Origin of the sequence: Pseudomonas sp. Marseille-Q5299, from assembly GCF_943737035.1 — a bacterium.
GTDB lineage: Bacteria > Pseudomonadota > Gammaproteobacteria > Pseudomonadales > Pseudomonadaceae > Aquipseudomonas > Aquipseudomonas putida_E.
Genome location: NZ_CALSFR010000007.1, coordinates 89323 through 104243, shown reverse-complemented (window position 1 = coordinate 104243; position 14921 = coordinate 89323). Strand labels below are relative to the sequence as shown.

At 62.2% G+C, this 14921-nt stretch carries 18 protein-coding genes; 7 read left to right on the top strand and 11 right to left on the bottom strand.

The window, feature by feature from the left end; translation table 11 throughout:
• Window position 1: 1 nt before the first annotated feature.
• Genes NGJ21_RS19625 through NGJ21_RS19605 form a run of 5 tightly spaced genes read right to left on the bottom strand, consistent with a single transcriptional unit; the run spans window position 2 to window position 4252 of the window.
• A complete protein-coding gene (locus NGJ21_RS19625) occupies window positions 2–643 on the bottom strand; it encodes a tetratricopeptide repeat protein (RefSeq protein ID WP_251962539.1) in 642 nt (213 codons plus the stop codon).
• Complete coding sequence (locus NGJ21_RS19620; RefSeq protein WP_251962538.1) at window positions 640–1446, bottom strand: SDR family oxidoreductase; 807 nt, start codon at window positions 1444–1446, stop codon at window positions 640–642. Before NGJ21_RS19620 ends, NGJ21_RS19625 begins: the two co-directional genes overlap by 4 nt.
• Window positions 1433–2113 (bottom strand): iron-containing redox enzyme family protein, encoded by a 681-nt coding sequence (locus tag NGJ21_RS19615; protein WP_046785831.1) that lies wholly within the window; start codon window positions 2111–2113, stop codon window positions 1433–1435. The genes NGJ21_RS19620 and NGJ21_RS19615 overlap by 14 nt, the downstream gene beginning before the upstream one ends.
• A gap of 8 nt (window positions 2114–2121) precedes the next feature.
• Complete coding sequence (locus NGJ21_RS19610; protein WP_251962537.1) at window positions 2122–3585, bottom strand: AMP-binding protein; 1464 nt, start codon at window positions 3583–3585, stop codon at window positions 2122–2124.
• The gene (locus tag NGJ21_RS19605; protein ID WP_251962536.1) at window positions 3575–4252 is read right to left on the bottom strand and encodes a thermostable hemolysin; all 678 of its coding nucleotides are present in this window, start codon (window positions 4250–4252) and stop codon (window positions 3575–3577) included. Before NGJ21_RS19605 ends, NGJ21_RS19610 begins: the two co-directional genes overlap by 11 nt.
• Before the next feature lie 234 nt (window positions 4253–4486).
• Between NGJ21_RS19605 and NGJ21_RS19600 the strand changes: the two genes are divergently transcribed.
• Both NGJ21_RS19600 and NGJ21_RS19595 read left to right on the top strand, forming a co-directional pair.
• Window positions 4487–4912, top strand: a complete 426-nt coding sequence (locus NGJ21_RS19600) for a potassium channel family protein (RefSeq protein ID WP_204918204.1) — start codon at window positions 4487–4489, stop codon at window positions 4910–4912.
• Window positions 4913–5020: 108 nt separating this feature from the next.
• On the top strand, window positions 5021–5590 hold the full coding sequence (locus NGJ21_RS19595; RefSeq protein ID WP_012314875.1) for a GNAT family N-acetyltransferase: 570 nt from the start codon (window positions 5021–5023) through the stop codon (window positions 5588–5590).
• On the opposite strand, the gene NGJ21_RS19590 is transcribed toward NGJ21_RS19595, so the two are convergent.
• The 3 genes from NGJ21_RS19590 to NGJ21_RS19580 are packed head-to-tail and all read right to left on the bottom strand — an operon-like array spanning window position 5569 to window position 8535.
• Window positions 5569–6231: a hypothetical protein gene (locus tag NGJ21_RS19590; protein WP_251962535.1), complete on the bottom strand. Its 663-nt coding sequence runs from the start codon at window positions 6229–6231 to the stop codon at window positions 5569–5571. The genes NGJ21_RS19595 and NGJ21_RS19590 overlap by 22 nt on opposite strands.
• Before the next feature lie 19 nt (window positions 6232–6250).
• Window positions 6251–7618: an MBL fold metallo-hydrolase RNA specificity domain-containing protein gene (locus tag NGJ21_RS19585; protein WP_251962534.1), complete on the bottom strand. Its 1368-nt coding sequence runs from the start codon at window positions 7616–7618 to the stop codon at window positions 6251–6253.
• Window positions 7609–8535 carry a universal stress protein gene (locus NGJ21_RS19580; RefSeq protein ID WP_251962533.1) on the bottom strand — a complete coding sequence of 309 codons (927 nt, stop codon included), beginning with the start codon at window positions 8533–8535 and terminating at the stop codon, window positions 7609–7611. The genes NGJ21_RS19585 and NGJ21_RS19580 overlap by 10 nt, the downstream gene beginning before the upstream one ends.
• A gap of 184 nt (window positions 8536–8719) precedes the next feature.
• On the opposite strand from NGJ21_RS19580, the gene NGJ21_RS19575 reads away from it, so the two are divergent.
• The gene (locus NGJ21_RS19575; protein ID WP_237858689.1) at window positions 8720–9268 is read left to right on the top strand and encodes a GNAT family N-acetyltransferase; all 549 of its coding nucleotides are present in this window, start codon (window positions 8720–8722) and stop codon (window positions 9266–9268) included.
• Window positions 9269–9295: 27 nt separating this feature from the next.
• Here the strand turns inward: NGJ21_RS19575 and NGJ21_RS19570 are convergent, their stop codons facing one another.
• Window positions 9296–10222, bottom strand: a complete 927-nt coding sequence (locus NGJ21_RS19570; RefSeq protein WP_161872146.1) for a universal stress protein — start codon at window positions 10220–10222, stop codon at window positions 9296–9298.
• Between the two features lie 243 nt (window positions 10223–10465).
• On the opposite strand from NGJ21_RS19570, the gene NGJ21_RS19565 reads away from it, so the two are divergent.
• The 3 genes from NGJ21_RS19565 to NGJ21_RS19555 are packed head-to-tail and all read left to right on the top strand — an operon-like array spanning window position 10466 to window position 12359.
• Window positions 10466–10654, top strand: a complete 189-nt coding sequence (locus NGJ21_RS19565) for a hypothetical protein (protein ID WP_119687206.1) — start codon at window positions 10466–10468, stop codon at window positions 10652–10654.
• Between the two features lies 1 nt (window position 10655).
• On the top strand, window positions 10656–11474 hold the full coding sequence (locus tag NGJ21_RS19560; protein WP_251962532.1) for a helix-turn-helix domain-containing protein: 819 nt from the start codon (window positions 10656–10658) through the stop codon (window positions 11472–11474).
• A 48-nt stretch (window positions 11475–11522) separates the two neighbouring features.
• Window positions 11523–12359: a universal stress protein gene (locus tag NGJ21_RS19555; protein ID WP_251962531.1), complete on the top strand. Its 837-nt coding sequence runs from the start codon at window positions 11523–11525 to the stop codon at window positions 12357–12359.
• A gap of 133 nt (window positions 12360–12492) precedes the next feature.
• On the opposite strand, the gene NGJ21_RS19550 is transcribed toward NGJ21_RS19555, so the two are convergent.
• Together NGJ21_RS19550 and NGJ21_RS19545 are read right to left on the bottom strand one after the other, a co-directional pair.
• Window positions 12493–13386: a PA4780 family RIO1-like protein kinase gene (locus tag NGJ21_RS19550; protein ID WP_115274530.1), complete on the bottom strand. Its 894-nt coding sequence runs from the start codon at window positions 13384–13386 to the stop codon at window positions 12493–12495.
• An 88-nt stretch (window positions 13387–13474) separates the two neighbouring features.
• Window positions 13475–13906, bottom strand: coding sequence for a multidrug/biocide efflux PACE transporter (locus tag NGJ21_RS19545; RefSeq protein ID WP_161872143.1), 432 nt, complete (start codon window positions 13904–13906; stop codon window positions 13475–13477).
• Window positions 13907–13999: 93 nt separating this feature from the next.
• On the opposite strand from NGJ21_RS19545, the gene NGJ21_RS19540 reads away from it, so the two are divergent.
• A complete protein-coding gene (locus NGJ21_RS19540; protein ID WP_251962530.1) occupies window positions 14000–14869 on the top strand; it encodes a LysR family transcriptional regulator in 870 nt (289 codons plus the stop codon).
• The last annotated feature ends 52 nt before the right edge of the window (window positions 14870–14921 follow it).

The window sequence follows — 14921 nt, the reverse complement described above, 5'->3', positions numbered from 1 at the left end:
TTCAGTCCTGTTTGTGCTTGATGGCCTTGAGTAAAGCATCGATATCGCCACGCCGGCCCTGGTCGGCCAGCTCGCGCCCCGGGCGTGGTGGCGCCTGGCGGGCTTTTTCCAGTGCTGCTGCGGCCTGTGCGTAGCGTTTTTGGCGGAACAGATGATCGGCCCAGAAGTAATTGCTGTCGATACCATTGGGGTTGATTTGCAGCGCCTTGCGCAACAAGGTGTCGGCCTTGTCGCTGTCACCAAAACCGATAGGCCAGCCAGGCACCTGGTCATACAAGGTACCCAGGCTGGTATACGCCGAGCCCTGCAGGGCATTGGGGTCGAGTTTGATCGCCTCTTCCAGGCTGGCCTTGGCCGACTTGACCTTGCCCAGCGCCCCCAGCCCGCCAGTGGCACCCGCCCAACTGCTGTTGATGATGCCCTCCCAGATCAAAGGTTCGGCCGAGCCCGGGTGCTGATGAACGAGTATGGAGGCGTCGGCTGCCAGTTTCTCGAACGCATCGGCGCGCTTGCCTTCAGGCGTCTGGTACTGAATCTGCGCCCAGCGCTGCTGCAGGTTGGCCAATTGTTGGCTACCAGCCTGGTCCAGCGCCCAGGTGAGCGGTGCGAACGCCAGCAGACCTGCGATGAACAGACGTTTCATTTGATCGACTCCTTGGAATGGCTCGCGATATAACGATGGATCACCGGTAGTTGCTTGCGCAGCGCACGGTCGACCACGCCGGGCAACATGCCGTTGATGCGCACGAAGAGCTTTTCCGGCCAGCCCAGATAAAGCTCGTTGCGCTCTGACTGCACGGCCTTGAGCACAGCGCGGGCCACATCTGCCGGGTCGTCCATGCCGACCTTCAGCGCCTGGTTGAGCGCCGTGGCGGCGGTGCTGTTCATAGCGGTGCGGGTTGCCCGGGGTGCCGCGTACATGACATTCACCGAGGTATCGGCCAGCTCGCGGCGCAACGCCTCAGAAAAACCGCGCAGGGCAAACTTGCTGGCGCAGTAGGTGGCATAACCGGGGTAACCGATCGAGCCGTAGGTGGAGCCGACGTTGACCACCATCGCCCGGGGTTGTGCGCGCAGCAGCGGCAGGCACACACGCGTCAGTTGCACAGCGGCTTTGAGGTTGATGTCCAGCAGTTCGTCCAGCGCGTGCTCATCGATCTGCTCGAGCAGGGCAAAGCGGTTCACGCCCGCGGCATTGATCAGGACATTGACCCCACCCATCTCCCGGGCACGGGCAAGCACCTGCTCACGCCCCTCATGGCTGCGCAGGTCGGCCGACTGCCAAAGCAGCCTGCCCTGGTAACGGTGCATCAGGCCGGCGAGTTTGCCCATCTGCCGGCTCACCGCCAGTACCCGGGCACCGGCTGCGCACAACTGTTCGGCCAGCTCCAGGCCGATGCCGCCGCTGGCGCCGGTGAGTATCACCACACACTCAGGCAAGCGCATGACGCACCTCTTGCAGGCCCGCACGCGGCAGCCCCTGGAACATGTCGGTATACAGGCGGTAAACCACTTTGGCCGCATGAATCACAGCCCGCTGGTCATCAGCGTCATCAAGGCGGTCCATCAGCCGCTTGTAGGTGACCATGTGGTCCTGGTCCAGCGCGCCATGCGAGCTGAGGTAGCTGAAGGCCCGGTCCGGCAGCGCCAAAGTGCTCTGGATCGTGCCGGCGGCCTGGGTGGCCAGGGCAATGCTGGTGCCTTCGAGCACGTTGACCATACCAAACAGCCCGACCGGGTTGCCCCGGGCGATCACGTCATAAAGGTAGGCGACCATCAGCTCGATCGGCAGTGCCGGCCGACCGTCACGCACCGCTTGCCAGTCGCCACCGCAGGCTTTGATGTCATCGAGGATCCACTGCTCGTGGCCGTACTCCTCCTCGATGTATTCGCACACGGCGCCGCGCAGCCATTCCAGGCGCGAAGGCAGGCGCGCGCCGCACGCCATCATCAGCGGCACGGTATGGCGCACATGGTGGTAGGCCTGGGTCAGGAAGGCCACATAGCTGTCGAGGCTGACGTGCCCCGCCAACGCATCGCGTATGACCGGCACGGCGAACAGGGCCTGACGCTCCTGGGTGGTTTGCAGTTGCAGCGTGTCAAAAAAGGACATGGCAGACCTCACAACGGGATATCGGATAACTGGGAGTGGTAACGCCGCAGGATGGCCTCGCGTCGCGGGCGGCCATTGGCGGTCAGTGTGTCGTCGGTACTGGACAGTGGGCGCGGCAGGCGACGCCAGGCATGTACCCGGGCGTAGTCCGGCAGCAAGGCATTGCACTGCTGCACGGCCTGGTCGATGAGTGTGTCGGGGGCAGCAGGGTCCAGCGGCCAGAGCAATGCCAGGTTCTTTGGCAGGGCCTCGCCATGCACGAACGCCTGGGCGATCACACCGCTCTGGGTCAGTTCGGCCTCCACCCATTCCGGGTTGACGTTGCGCCCGAAGCTGGTGATGAACTGGTGTTTCTTGCGGCCATCGAGGTACAGGTAGCCCTGCTCGTCGAAATGGCCAAGGTCGCCTGTAGCCCACCAGCCATCGCAGACGGGTGGTTCCTCCAGATAGCCGAGCAACACCGAGCCAGCCACCAGCACCTCCCCGTCTTCGGCGATACGCACCTGCACATGGGGCAGCGGTTTGCCGACACTGCCCCGGCGGGTTGCGCCAGGCCGGTTCAAGGCCACCACCGATGCGCACTCAGACAAGCCATAGCCTTCGAACACCGGCAGGCCGATCGCCTCGGCGCGGGCCAACAGGCTGGGCGCCACCCGGGCACCGCCGACGGCAACGAACCGCAGCGCCCCCACCCGCATCAGCCCGCGCTCGATGGCAGTGATCAGCCCCATCAACAACTGCGGCACCAGAATCAGGCTCTGCGCGCCGCTAAGGGCGATCGCCCCCAGCAAGCGCTTGAAATCGACCTGGCTCGCACCGCCCATGCCTAGAAGCGCCTGGGAGTACAGCAGCACACTCGCCCCGGCCATCAAGGCGGCGTAGACACCGAGGTTTTCCAGCAGCACACCAAGCGGCAGCACCGCCAGGTAACGCTGAGGTTCACTGGGCCGGCTGGCCACCTCCAGTTCCCGGGCTACACGCAGCAGGGCTTCGGACGACAGGCACACGCCCTTGGGCTTGCCTGTGCTGCCGGAGGTGTAGGTGATCTTGGCGGTACCGACAGGCAGCGCCGCAGCGGGTTGTACCTCGCGAACCCAGAACGCCTCCTGCTGGGTGAATCCAAGCTCGGCGAGCGTACCGCGCCATTGCGGGTCGCATAGCACATGGCTGGCGCCGCTCTGCTCGATGCAATGGCTGAATTGAGCGGCACTGAAGAACGAGGGCACGATCACGCAGGGACGCTGGGAAAAAAGCGCCGCCAGATCCCAGAACAGCAACTGCGGGCCATTATCCAGGGCCAGTACCAGCGTGCCTGGCGAGCGGCTACGCAAGTTGTGCGTGCGCAACTGCACCTCTGCCAGTAATTGCCTGAAAGTGAAGCGCTCTGTCGCACCTTGTACGGCGATTGCGTCACCGTGATCGCTGGCAAGCCTGACCAGCAGCTGATGAAAGCGCTCCCGCTCATGCGGCATGGCCAGTCTCCTCAAAGGCCGTTGGCAACCCCAGGCGCTGGAAAACCCCGGCCTTGCTCAAGGCATCGAAGCCATGACCGATATTGCCGGCAAAGACTTGCGGGTGCTGAGCGTAGTAGGTCCCCCATTGGTCCACCTGCCCATTCAGCCGGGCCGGGTCGGCCGACGCCAGCACCGATGGCACCAACCCCAGGCGCTGAAAGCTGTTGATCAATGTCGTCGCGCCGGTGAACGCCACCCACCGCAAGCCGCGCATGGCCAGCAACCAGGTCACCGCTATGATCATGATTCGCGCGCTACCGGCACTGAGCGAAGCCAGGTTGCCGACTTCGACCATGCACGCGCGCTCAAGGGTGCAGCCCGCCACGCGTGAAACTGCAGCTTCCAGCGGGTCGTCCAGATAGTGCTCCAGAAACAGCGGCCCGCTGCTGGCCGGGCGCATGCCTGCGGCAGCCACCAGCCGACCCTGGCTGTCCTGCAGTGCCAGCAGTTCTGGAAGGTAATGGTGCACATCAGCGTGGTGCACGCTGGCAAAACACTGATGGATGAAGTGCTCAAGCTCATCGCGTCCTGGGTCCTTGGGCAAATGAAGCGACAAGTGAGCGTGATGGTCGACGTGGCTGCCGATAGGCAATGGGAGCAGGCTGCTCCACTGAGACTGGGTCATGAAACTCCCCCCGTTTGGGCTTGATGGGGTGAGTATCAGTGGTCAATCTGAAGGTAGTCTGAAGTGACGGATTCGACCTGCGTTGTTGGGCTGCTACGCAGCCATCGCCGGCAAGCCGGCTCCTACAGGGCCCGCGCAGTGATCTTTATCAATCATCAACTGATGTTCAGGTGTAAAACCGACACGATGGCCATTACCGGCCAAACTTCTGTCAGGGCCACAGGGGAGCCGTCGATGCTTACCGTCACGCTGATCAACGCGCTGGTCGTGGTGCTGGTGGTGGTGATTCATTACGAATGCCTGCTGCGCCTGAACGACTGGCTACCGCGGCTCAAACTCTGGAGCCGGTTTCGCATCGTCATAGGTGTGCTCGGCGCGCTGGTGGCCCACGCCCTGGAAGTCTGGTGCTTTGCCCTGGTCTATTATCTGATGGCCAGTGCCGAAGGCTGGGGCACCCTGAGCGGCAACTTCGACGGCACGTTCATGGACTGCGTGTACTTCTCATTCACCACCTATACCACCATCGGTTTCGGCGATATTTCGCCCAGCGGCGACCTCAAATACCTCACAGGCCTGCAGGCACTCACGGGCCTGGTGATGATCACCTGGACGGCCTCCTTTCTGTTTCTGGAAATGCAGAGGTACTGGAAGGCCAAGTAGCAAGGCGTGGGCCTAAGGGCGCGGCAATTGACAACTATCAAGCGCGCAGAAGGCGAGGCGCTGAAACTGAACCTCCTTTGTACACCCCTGAATGTAAGGAGGCTTGCCATGGCACCCGCCGAAACACCCCGCCCCCACGCCGCAGCGGCATTTCCTGCCACGACCGGCGAACACTGGATCGAAGCGCTCGACAATGGCACCCATGTGCTGATCAGGCCCTTGCAGCCCAAGGACCGTCAGCGCGAGAAGAACTTCATCGAACGGCTGTCCCCTCAATCGCGCCACTTCCGTTTTCTGTCACAGCTCAAGGAGCCTGGCGAAGCCATGCTGGATCAACTGATGGTGGTTGATCAGGACCAGCACATGGCCTATGTGGCCCTCGCCCATGTCGACGGTGAACTGCAGGAAGTCGGTATCTCCCGCTACGCCACCGGTGCGGATAACCAGGAATGCGAATGCGCCGTCACCGTGCTCGATAGCTGGCAGCGTCACGGCCTGGGCACATTGCTGCTCCGGCACCTGATCGACCACGCACGCGCCAAGGGCCTGCGGCAGATGTATTCCATCGACGCTGCGGCCAATGTGGCGATGCGCGATCTGGCTCAGGCGGCAGGGTTTACCACTGCCAGAGATCCGGATGACCCAAGCCAGCTGATTCACCGGCTTTCGCTGGCCTGAGGCGGTGCCCCGGCGGTAGCCTCCGGCAGCAGGTCCAATTGCTCCAGGCACCGCCGCTCATCGGCCTCGGTCACACCCTTGAAGGCACTGACTTCAAGCAGCGGCGTATTGAACAGCGCCAGGCGGATGACGCCGTTGCGTTCCAGAAACGTTTGCGCCAGGCACTGGCAGACCGGTTTGGCGACCAACGCAGCGAGCGCCTGGTCCTCTGGCAGATCGACCTGGGCCTGCAGGTTGGTCTCGCATCCGCTGACGATGCCTTGTACGGAGCGGCTGGCGAGTATCAGTGAGCCTAAGCCCAACACTGCCAGCAGTAGCAGCATGCCCAGCAAAATGTTCGACTCACTGGCTACGTCCCGGACTATGGCGAGCCTCGCCTGCCAACCTCTCCCCTGCCCGGAAAAAATGGTCTTGCCCACCGTACTCTTGAAACTGCGGTGCACGGCCAACCCGACCGCCGCACTCAGCGCCAGCAGCGCCAGCACAATGGCCGGGGCACGCATGGGCAGCTGCCAGGCCGGGCCCAACACCTGATAGCTCGAGGCGGCAACCACCAGTGTGGCGATGGCTGCGATCCATCCAAGGCTGCCCCTGGGTCGTTTTGCCCAGGCGCTGAGCTTTGCCCTTGTTTGCATGTTCATGCAAGCCTCCAGCGCCGTGTCAGCGCACAGGGTCTATGGCAACCGTTTCCAGGTACTCGGGCACGCACACCTGCCAGCCGAGCTCAAGGCTTATCCGTCGACGCAAGGTGTCCGCAGCATGCGGTTCGCCATGAATGACGTAGGTTTGGCGCGGCGGTCGGGTGAACCCGCGCAACCATTCCATGATTTCGTCCGCATCGGCATGCGCCGACAGGTTGTCCATGGCAAAGACTTGCGCCCGAATCGGCACGTCTTCGCCATGCAGGCGCACGCTGCGAGCCCCGGCAACGATATCGGCGCCCCGGGTACCGCCTGCCTGAAAACCGGAGAACAGAATGCTGTTGTGCGGATTGGGAGCCAGCGCCTTGAGGTGGTGCAACACCCGCCCTCCCGTGGCCATGCCGCTGGCGGCAATGATCACCGCAGGTTCGCGCAGCTGATCCAGGTGCCTGGATTCATCGACCGTGCGGATGATTTGCGTGCCTTTGCACATCTGGGCACACTCCAGCGCCGTGAGGCGATGCTCGCTTCTGAACTGCTGGTACAGGGTGGTGGCATCGGTTGCCATGGGGCTGTTGAGATACACCGGAATGTCCGGTATCAGCCCGTCGCGTTTGAGCATGTACAGGTAATACATCAGCAATTGCGCTCGGCCGACCGCGAACGACGGCACCAGGATGATGCCATGACGCAGCAGGGTCTGGTTGATCACATCGGCCAGGTAACGCTCCGGGGGCTGTGCAGGGTGCAACCGGTCACCATAGGTCGACTCCACCAGCAGCACATCGGCCGCACCGATCAGTTCGGGCGCACGCATGACGGGATCATTGGGCCGGCCCAGGTCGCCCGAGAAAACCACTGTCTGGCCGTCCAACGTCAGTTGCACGGTCGCCGCGCCCAGAATGTGCCCGGCCGTACGCAGCAACAGTTCGACACCGGGCGCGATCTGCGTGCGATGGTGCAATGCGACGGGCCTGAACAGCTGCAGTGCGCGTTTGGCATCGTGTTCGGTGTACAAGGGGCGGGCCGGCGAATGTTTGGAATAGCCATGCCGATTGGCATGTTCGGCCTGCTCTTCCTGCAATCGGGCGCTGTCGAGCAACAGGATTTCAGCCAGGGCACAGGTCGCCGGGGTGGCATAGACAGGCCCGCTGAAGCCCTCGCGCACCAACACCGGCAGGTAGCCGCTGTGGTCCAGGTGGGCATGCGTGAGCACTACCGCATCGACCGTACGCAGTGCCGCCGGCAGTGGCTCCCAGTTGCGCAAGCGCAGTTGCTTGTAACCCTGGAAAAGCCCGCAGTCGATCAGCACCCGTGTCGAGTCATGCGTCAGCAAGAACTTGCTGCCCGTCACCGTACCCGTCCCGCCGAAAAAGGTCAGTTGCATGGCATCGGCTCCCAGGTATCGATCACACAGGGGTGAACGGCCAGCACGCTACACGGTGGATCGCTGACAATACGTTCGGTGGTATCACCCAGCAGCTTGCTCAACCCCCTTGGCTGCACCACCCCCATGACCACCACGTCGATATCGAGGGCCGCCACCTGGTCCCGAATCACCTGCACTGCCCCGCCTTCCATGAAATGCCGGCAATCGGGGGGCACACCTTCGGCATCGGCCAATGCATCGAAGGGCACCTGCAAGGCATCACGCATCTCCTCGACCCAGGTCTGCGCAACCACCATGTCAGGGGCAAACACACCCACCAGGTCATAGGCCGAGAGCAGGTGCAGCTGCGCATCGCATTGCAGCGCCAGGGCATCGGCTGCGCGGATGAGGGCGCGGTTGAATAGCATCTGGGCATCGGGGTCATCGCGCAGGGCGGTGTCCACGGCTACCAGAATGCGTTTTGGCAAAGACGCGGCTGCCCGGGGCACGAAATGCATCGAGCCTTGGTACGCGCGCATCAGCGCACAGTCCAGCGGCGTGCCGAAAAACCGGGCCAGTGCCGGTGTCGTTTCGGTGTCCTTGATGACCATATCGGGCTTGAGCTCGCGGATGTAATCGGCGGCCTGGTCCCGCAGGTCTTCTGCCTTGACGGTATCGAGCGTCAGACAGGTATTACTCGACCGGTGACGTTCGACCAGTTCCTCAAGCTGCTTGCGATAAAGACCGTATTGGCGCTGCATCTCGGCTTCGTTCAGCCGTTCCTGGCGTAACGAATGCGCCTCGTATGGCTCGAACAGCCCAACGATATGCACCGCTGCGCCACTGACATGCGCCAGGGCAAGCGCCCGGCGCAAAGCCGCCGAGTGCGGGTCGATGTCGGTAAGCAGCACCAGCAGTTGTCGATACTGACCCATGGGAAACCTCCGGCCGCACGCGGCGATGGCAAGTAGCATCGATCTTCGAACCCCCTTCCCTTGCGCGTTTGATGCAGATCAGAAAGTCACCACTGGCGCACCGACTTGATCATTGTCAGAACCAGAACGCCGTCTCACGGTACAACCGGTAAAGCCCACGTTGATCAAGCCCTCTGGAGGCCCTATGAACAAGCAGTTGCTGGAACCCGAAGACACCAGCGAGCACTGGGTAGACACCCTTGCTGACGGCACAGCCGTGCTGATTCGCCCGCTGCGCGATGATGATCACGAACGCGACAGTCGCTTTGTGAGCACGATCAGCCATGAGGCCAGGCGCTTTCGTTTTCTCGCCGGACTCAGCGGTGGCTTGCCCGCCCTGGACGCGCAGTTGATGCCGGTCGACGGTCACCAGCGCATGGCCTACGTCGCGCTGGCCCATGACAATGGCCAGCTGCATCAGCTTGGCGTAAGCCGCTATGCCGCGATCCCGGGTAGCCACAGTTGCGAATGTGCCGTCGCTGTCGGCGAGCAATGGCAGCGCAAGGGGCTGGGCAAGCTGTTGCTGCAGCACCTGATCGAAGCGGCACGGCGCAATGGTTACCAGTGCATGGTGTCCCGGGACCTCTCGAACAACTACGCCATGCACCGGCTGACCAAGGCGCTGGGCTTCACCTCGCGCTACCTGGGCGGCGATGTCAGCGAAATCCTCCACGAGCTTGATCTGCGTGCCTGAAACAAGGCCCTTGCGGGCCTTGCATTTCTAACCTTGCGAATGCTCGGGTGATAACACCAGCACACTGGTGCTGAGCCGATGCAGGATCCGCTCGGCCGTACTGCCGATGAACCAGCCGATGCCGTGATGGTGGTAGCTCCCCATCACCAGCACGTCGATGTCGTTGTTGTCCATGAAAAGCGCCAGCACCTTGGTCGGGTCCCCCACCCGCATGTGCCGGTGCTCGAAGGGAATACCGTTGCGTTCGGCCAGTTCCTGGAAGGCATCGGCCTGAGCCTCGTGCAGTGTCCGTGACAGGTTCGAATCGAACAGGAACGAATGTTCCCGGCTGCCTTCGGCGTCCAGGTACATCGAGCCCATATCGTAGGCGTACAGCAGTTCGATCTGGGCGTTGCATTGCAACGCCAGCTTGAGCGCTTCGCTGATGATATGGTCGTTGAAGCCTTCGAACTGGTCCTCTGGGTGCGAAAGGTCAACCGCTGCAAGTATGCGGCGCGGCAGGGCATTGCTGGCGTTGTGTACCAGGTGCAGTGGAATTCTGGTGTCACGCAGCAACTGTACGTCGAGCGAGGTGAACATGGCTCGCATCCACCACGGTTCATGCTCGAGCCCCTTGATCAGCATGGCGAACGGCTGCTCACGCAGATGCACCTCAATCTCGTCCAGCGGGTGCTGAACCCACAACACCTCGGTGGTCACCGTCACGCCATTGCGGCGCATCGACAATGCCTGGGTTTCCAGCCATTCACGGTGTTGCTGCACATAGCCTTCGCGCATGACCGCCAAGGCCTGCTCGTTGACCAGGCCGGCGGTGGCCAGGCCCTCAAGGTAGTCAAAGGCGACGATGTGCAGTGGCATGCCCTTGGCTTTGGCCAGCGCCGCTGCACGGTCATAAACCGGTGTGCGGCGCATCAGGGGCGATGCGATGAGAAGAAGTCTTTGCGGGTTGGTCATGGCACACCTCTGCGGGGTCGATGAGTACCTCGATGATCTGCCGCCGGGGGCTGCCCGGTTTGATGTTTGTCAACAGTGCAAGCGAGCCGACCAGCGGGTGTTACCGCTTACCGGGCAATTGACACGGATCAAGACTTACTGGTTTTTTGGGCGCACGCTGTACCTAGCCTCGCTGCCGACAAGGACGCCATTGCTCCTCGAATCAATAGCTATTGCTTGCTCATGCAGGCACTGGAGGTTCCGATGAACGTCTACGTCGAGAAAAGCGCGAATGACAACCGCTGGTGGGTCCACATGGACGAGTGGCGGGTGAGTTTCAAAACACCCAAAGAAGCCGAACAGTTTTTGGGCGTGCTGACTGCCCGCCTCAATGCGCCTCATTCACTGAACAAGATCGCCACTGTCGCTCTCAGACCTGCGAAGGAGGCCTGAAATGTCGGGCCTGATCGACGCGCAACTGCTCGGCCAGCCTGTACGGGTGCGTACACCCCCGCCCATTCATTTGAAACCACTGGCATCGCGCTGCAATGCGTGCCGGGTCAACGGCTTGTGCTTGCCCACGGGTTTGCCGCTACGCGACAGCACTAGCCTGGGTACATTGATAGGCCCGCGCATCCGCATCAGGAAGGGAGCTGCGCTGTTCAATGCCAATGTACCCTTGAGTGCCTTGTATGCGGTGCATTCAGGCAGTTTCAAGACCAACCTGAACAATGCCGAAGGCCAGGGTGTGATCATCAACTTCTGGATGCCGGGCGACGTGCTGGGGCTCGATGCCATTGCCACCGAGCACCATGTCTGTGATGCGATTGCCCTGGAGGACAGCGAAGTATGCCCCGTTCCATACCATCGGCTGCAGGCCCTGGCGCGTGATTTTCCCACGCTGCAGCAAAGCTTGAACCGCCTGATGAGTAGGGAAATCATCCGCGAGCATGAGCGCGTGCTGATGCTGTGCAACCTCTCTGCCGAGCAGCGGCTGGCCAGTTTTCTGCTGAGTTTGTCCCGACGGTTTGTCAGCCGCGGCTATTCCTCCCATGGCTTCATGCTGCGCATGTCGCGCGAGGACATGGCGTCCTACCTGGGGCTGCGCCTGGAAACCATCTGCCGCTCGGTCGCCCACTTGCGCGCCCTGGGTATCGTCAACCTGCATGGCCGGCTGGTGGAGATTCTGGACATGCCTGCGCTGATGGCCCTGGAACTGGGTTACCCGGGCAGCCCTCGCCTCACTGAACTGCCAGTCGCCGGCGTGCCTTAGACGCCTGGCTTACCGCGCATCGCCTCGCAACAGCTGAAGGTGTCGGACATGTCGAATTTTCATCTGGCTTACATGCCATTGATCACCTATCCGGATGTGCTCCCCGAGGACGCTGTGGCAGCCGGTGTACAGCTGGCCATCGCGCTGGGTTACGACCTGCATGTCATGACCTTTTCGGTAAGGATCCCCTACCTTTCGCCATCAGTTGGCAGCACACTCCTGAATATCCCCGAGATGATTCGAACAACCGAAAGCAACAGCCGAACCCAGTGCAAAGCGCTGCAGGCCATGGTGAGCGGCCTCGAACACGGCCAGAGCAGTGTGGAATTCTCCACCAGAGAAGTGGTGCCCGGCCTGACGGGTACCGCGGCTGCAGAAGCGTCAAGGTATTTCGACCTGGCCATCCTGCCATGGGCAGTCGACAAGCCAGTCATCCAGGAGCTGGCAGAGTCGGTGATTTTCGGCGCTGGCAGACCATGCGTACTCGTTCCCTCTTTGCCCATCCAGCCTGTCAGGCACATGGCGTTGGCCTGGGACGGCAGCCGCGTCGCGGCGCGAGCGCTGGCTGACGCGTCACACCTGATGAGCTCAGACATGCTGATCACGGTCCTGACCGTGCAGGGGGAAAAGCCACTCGAGCACGGCGCCCTTGCGCAGGACATGGCACACGCCTTACAGCACAGAGGCCTGAACGCTCGGCCGCTGAGCGTGAAGCTGGCCGGGCGCTCGATCGCTGAGTGCCTGCAGCAAGAAGCACTCACCGCCGGCGCCGATCTGTTGGTCATGGGCGGCTTTGGTCATTCGCGCTTGAAAGATTTCATCCTGGGTGGCGCTACCCATGGGGTTCTGCAAGCGCTTCAAATGCCCGTACTGCTGTCACACTGAGCCCCTGCGATCAGCCTCTGCATCACCACATTGCGATACATGCGCAAAATCGTGCATTCGAAAAAGGGCGATGTTTTGCCTTGGCTGGCCCTATCGCCGGCAAGCCGGCGATAGGGCCAGCACACATGCCAGATTACTGCAGCCAGGGCGGCGGCGGTTCTTCGCCCTTGACCGGCCCATGCTCGGCTTCTGTCCGCGCAGCTCGGCGGCGGACATCATCCAGGCGGGCAGCGTCGATTTCGCGCATCACTCCGCCCACGTCCGCGACATGCTCATCATCCTCGAATTCGCCTGTCAACGGGCTGTCCGCACGCAGTTCACCTGCCTCGTACAGCGCCCACATTTCCTGGGCGAAGCGTGTGTCCTTCAATTCCGGTGCAAAGCGCCCGAAATAGTGGGCCATGTTCGCCACGTCACGCTGCAGCATGCTGAAGGCATGGTTGTTGCCGGCGGCATCCACCGCCTGCGGCAGGTCGATGATAACCGGGCCATCGGGGCCCAGCAGCACATTGAATTCGGACAGGTCGCCATGCACCAGGCCGGCACACAGCATCAGCACGATCTGGCGAATGACGAAGGCGTGGTACTCACGCGCTTCATCAGCCTCCAGGTGCACGTCGTTAAGGCGCGGGGCCGCATCGCCATCGGCGTCGGTCACCAGCTCCATCAGCAGTACGCCATCCTGGAAGTCATAGGGTTTGGGCACCCGCACACCGGCATTGGCCAGGCGGAACAACGCTGCCACTTCAGCGTTCTGCCAGGCGTCCTCGGCTTCCTTGCGGCCGTACTTGCTGCCCTTGGCCATCGCCCGGGCCTGGCGGCTGTTGCGTACCTTGCGGCCTTCCTGGTACTCGGCGGCCTGGCGGAAACTGCGTTTGTTGGCCTCTTTATAGACCTTGGCGCACCGTACCTGGGCGCCGCAACGCACCACGTAGACGGCTGCTTCCTTGCCGCTCATCAAGGGTCGCAGTACTTCGTCGACCAGTCCGTCTTCAATCAGCGGTTCGATTCGTTTTGGCGTCTTCATCAGGCTTGTGTTCGGGGTCCTGTCTGGCCTTATGGCTGGGTTGGCGAACATCCTCTCACAGGCTGATGCGTCTTGCTCGTTTGTCTGCTCAGGCGGCGGCCCAGCGCTGCGTTATCCAGTGCCGAACCTGGTCGAATGCCCAGTTGTACAGCACGGTGTAGGGCAAAATGATCACGAAGAAGCCCAGCTCAACCATGAGCGCCTGCCAAAGCGAGATATCCAGCATCCAGGCCGCCACCGGCAGGCACCACACCACCAGCCCCAACTCGAAACCCAGGCCGTGGGCAAAGCGTGCCGCGGCCTTCCAGTGAATGCGTGCGGTACACACCCAACGGTCGACCAGCGCGTTGTAGAGCATGTTCCACACCATCGCGATCAGCGACAGGGTGACCGCAAGGCCACCGGCCGTTGCCAACGACTTGTCCATCACCCAGGACAAAAGCGGCGCGCACAGCAGCACGGCAAACACTTCATAGCCGATGGCATGGACCAGGCGCTCGGTAAAAGAGACTTTTTTCACGGCATTTTCCATCCAGTAGTGAACTTGTGCTTCACATTTTCTTTGATGGAACTGATACTCGCGACATATCTCCTATCGGTTTTATCAATACCTGTGCGCTACTCACCTGAAGCCCTCGTTGCCTTTGTAGAAGCCGCTGCCCTTGGCTCGTTTTCCGCCGCAGCGCGCAAACTGCGCAAGAGCCAGTCGACCATCAGCATCGCAATCGCCAACTTCGAGGCTGACATAGGTTGCGAACTGTTCGACCGTGCAGGCCGCCACCCCACCCTGAATGAGGCCGGCCGCCAGGTCTTGACCCACGTCGAGGCGATCCTCGATGCCAGCGCCCGGCTCGATGCGCTGGCGGTGAGGCTGACCGAACAGGTAGAGCCGCTGGTGTCGGTGGTGATGTCCGACAGTTACAGCGTGACCTTTCAAGGCGCGGTGATAGGTGGCTTCGCCGCCAGCTACCCGCACACCGAACTGCGCTGCGGGCCTTCGGAAGACGCCGACGTTATCGACCTGATCCAGCAGGGCATGGCGCAGATCGGCATCCTTGCAGCGCAGCAGCGCTACCCGGCCGACATCGCCGTGGCACGCCTGCCGGAACATGCGGAATTCGCCGTTTACGTCAGCACCGGGCATGCCTTGGCAAAACAGCCTGGCGTGCAGCCACAGCACCTGGAAAACGAGCGCCAGCTGTATATCCGGACCTACGCGCCGAGCCTGCACCACGGGCGGGGGCAGGCCTGGTCGGCGCCGGATTACCTGACCCTGCTGGAGTTCGCGGTGCGCGGCTTTGGCTGGGCGGAACTGCCCAGGGCGCTGGTGGCACGCTTCGGCAGCGGCCTGGTGGAGTTGCCCGCGGCCGGTTACCCACGCAGAGTCGCGATGGATGTTGCCTGGTCGCGCAGACGAGCCTTGGGCCCCGCCGGGCAATGGTTGGTGCAGCAATTGCTGGTGGGCGGTTCCACGCCCCAGTGACGGCCAATGCGAGCCCCTTTTGGCAGCCAATGAGCGAGACTGGCAGGCCAAC

Coding starts and splice junctions, on each gene's coding strand:
- NGJ21_RS19625 (WP_251962539.1), bottom strand. CDS start 643: ATGAAACGTCTGTTCATCGCAGGTCTGCTGGCGTTCGCACCGCTCACC.
- NGJ21_RS19560 (WP_251962532.1), top strand. CDS start 10,656: ATGTCGGGCCTGATCGACGCGCAACTGCTCGGCCAGCCTGTACGGGTG.
- NGJ21_RS19575 (WP_237858689.1), top strand. CDS start 8,720: ATGAACAAGCAGTTGCTGGAACCCGAAGACACCAGCGAGCACTGGGTA.
- NGJ21_RS19595 (WP_012314875.1), top strand. CDS start 5,021: ATGGCACCCGCCGAAACACCCCGCCCCCACGCCGCAGCGGCATTTCCT.
- NGJ21_RS19605 (WP_251962536.1), bottom strand. CDS start 4,252: ATGACCCAGTCTCAGTGGAGCAGCCTGCTCCCATTGCCTATCGGCAGC.
- NGJ21_RS19620 (WP_251962538.1), bottom strand. CDS start 1,446: ATGCGCTTGCCTGAGTGTGTGGTGATACTCACCGGCGCCAGCGGCGGC.
- NGJ21_RS19615 (WP_046785831.1), bottom strand. CDS start 2,113: ATGTCCTTTTTTGACACGCTGCAACTGCAAACCACCCAGGAGCGTCAG.
- NGJ21_RS19590 (WP_251962535.1), bottom strand. CDS start 6,231: ATGAACATGCAAACAAGGGCAAAGCTCAGCGCCTGGGCAAAACGACCC.
- NGJ21_RS19555 (WP_251962531.1), top strand. CDS start 11,523: ATGTCGAATTTTCATCTGGCTTACATGCCATTGATCACCTATCCGGAT.
- NGJ21_RS19550 (WP_115274530.1), bottom strand. CDS start 13,386: ATGAAGACGCCAAAACGAATCGAACCGCTGATTGAAGACGGACTGGTC.
- NGJ21_RS19565 (WP_119687206.1), top strand. CDS start 10,466: ATGAACGTCTACGTCGAGAAAAGCGCGAATGACAACCGCTGGTGGGTC.
- NGJ21_RS19580 (WP_251962533.1), bottom strand. CDS start 8,535: ATGGGTCAGTATCGACAACTGCTGGTGCTGCTTACCGACATCGACCCG.
- NGJ21_RS19610 (WP_251962537.1), bottom strand. CDS start 3,585: ATGCCGCATGAGCGGGAGCGCTTTCATCAGCTGCTGGTCAGGCTTGCC.
- NGJ21_RS19585 (WP_251962534.1), bottom strand. CDS start 7,618: ATGCAACTGACCTTTTTCGGCGGGACGGGTACGGTGACGGGCAGCAAG.
- NGJ21_RS19570 (WP_161872146.1), bottom strand. CDS start 10,222: ATGACCAACCCGCAAAGACTTCTTCTCATCGCATCGCCCCTGATGCGC.
- NGJ21_RS19600 (WP_204918204.1), top strand. CDS start 4,487: ATGCTTACCGTCACGCTGATCAACGCGCTGGTCGTGGTGCTGGTGGTG.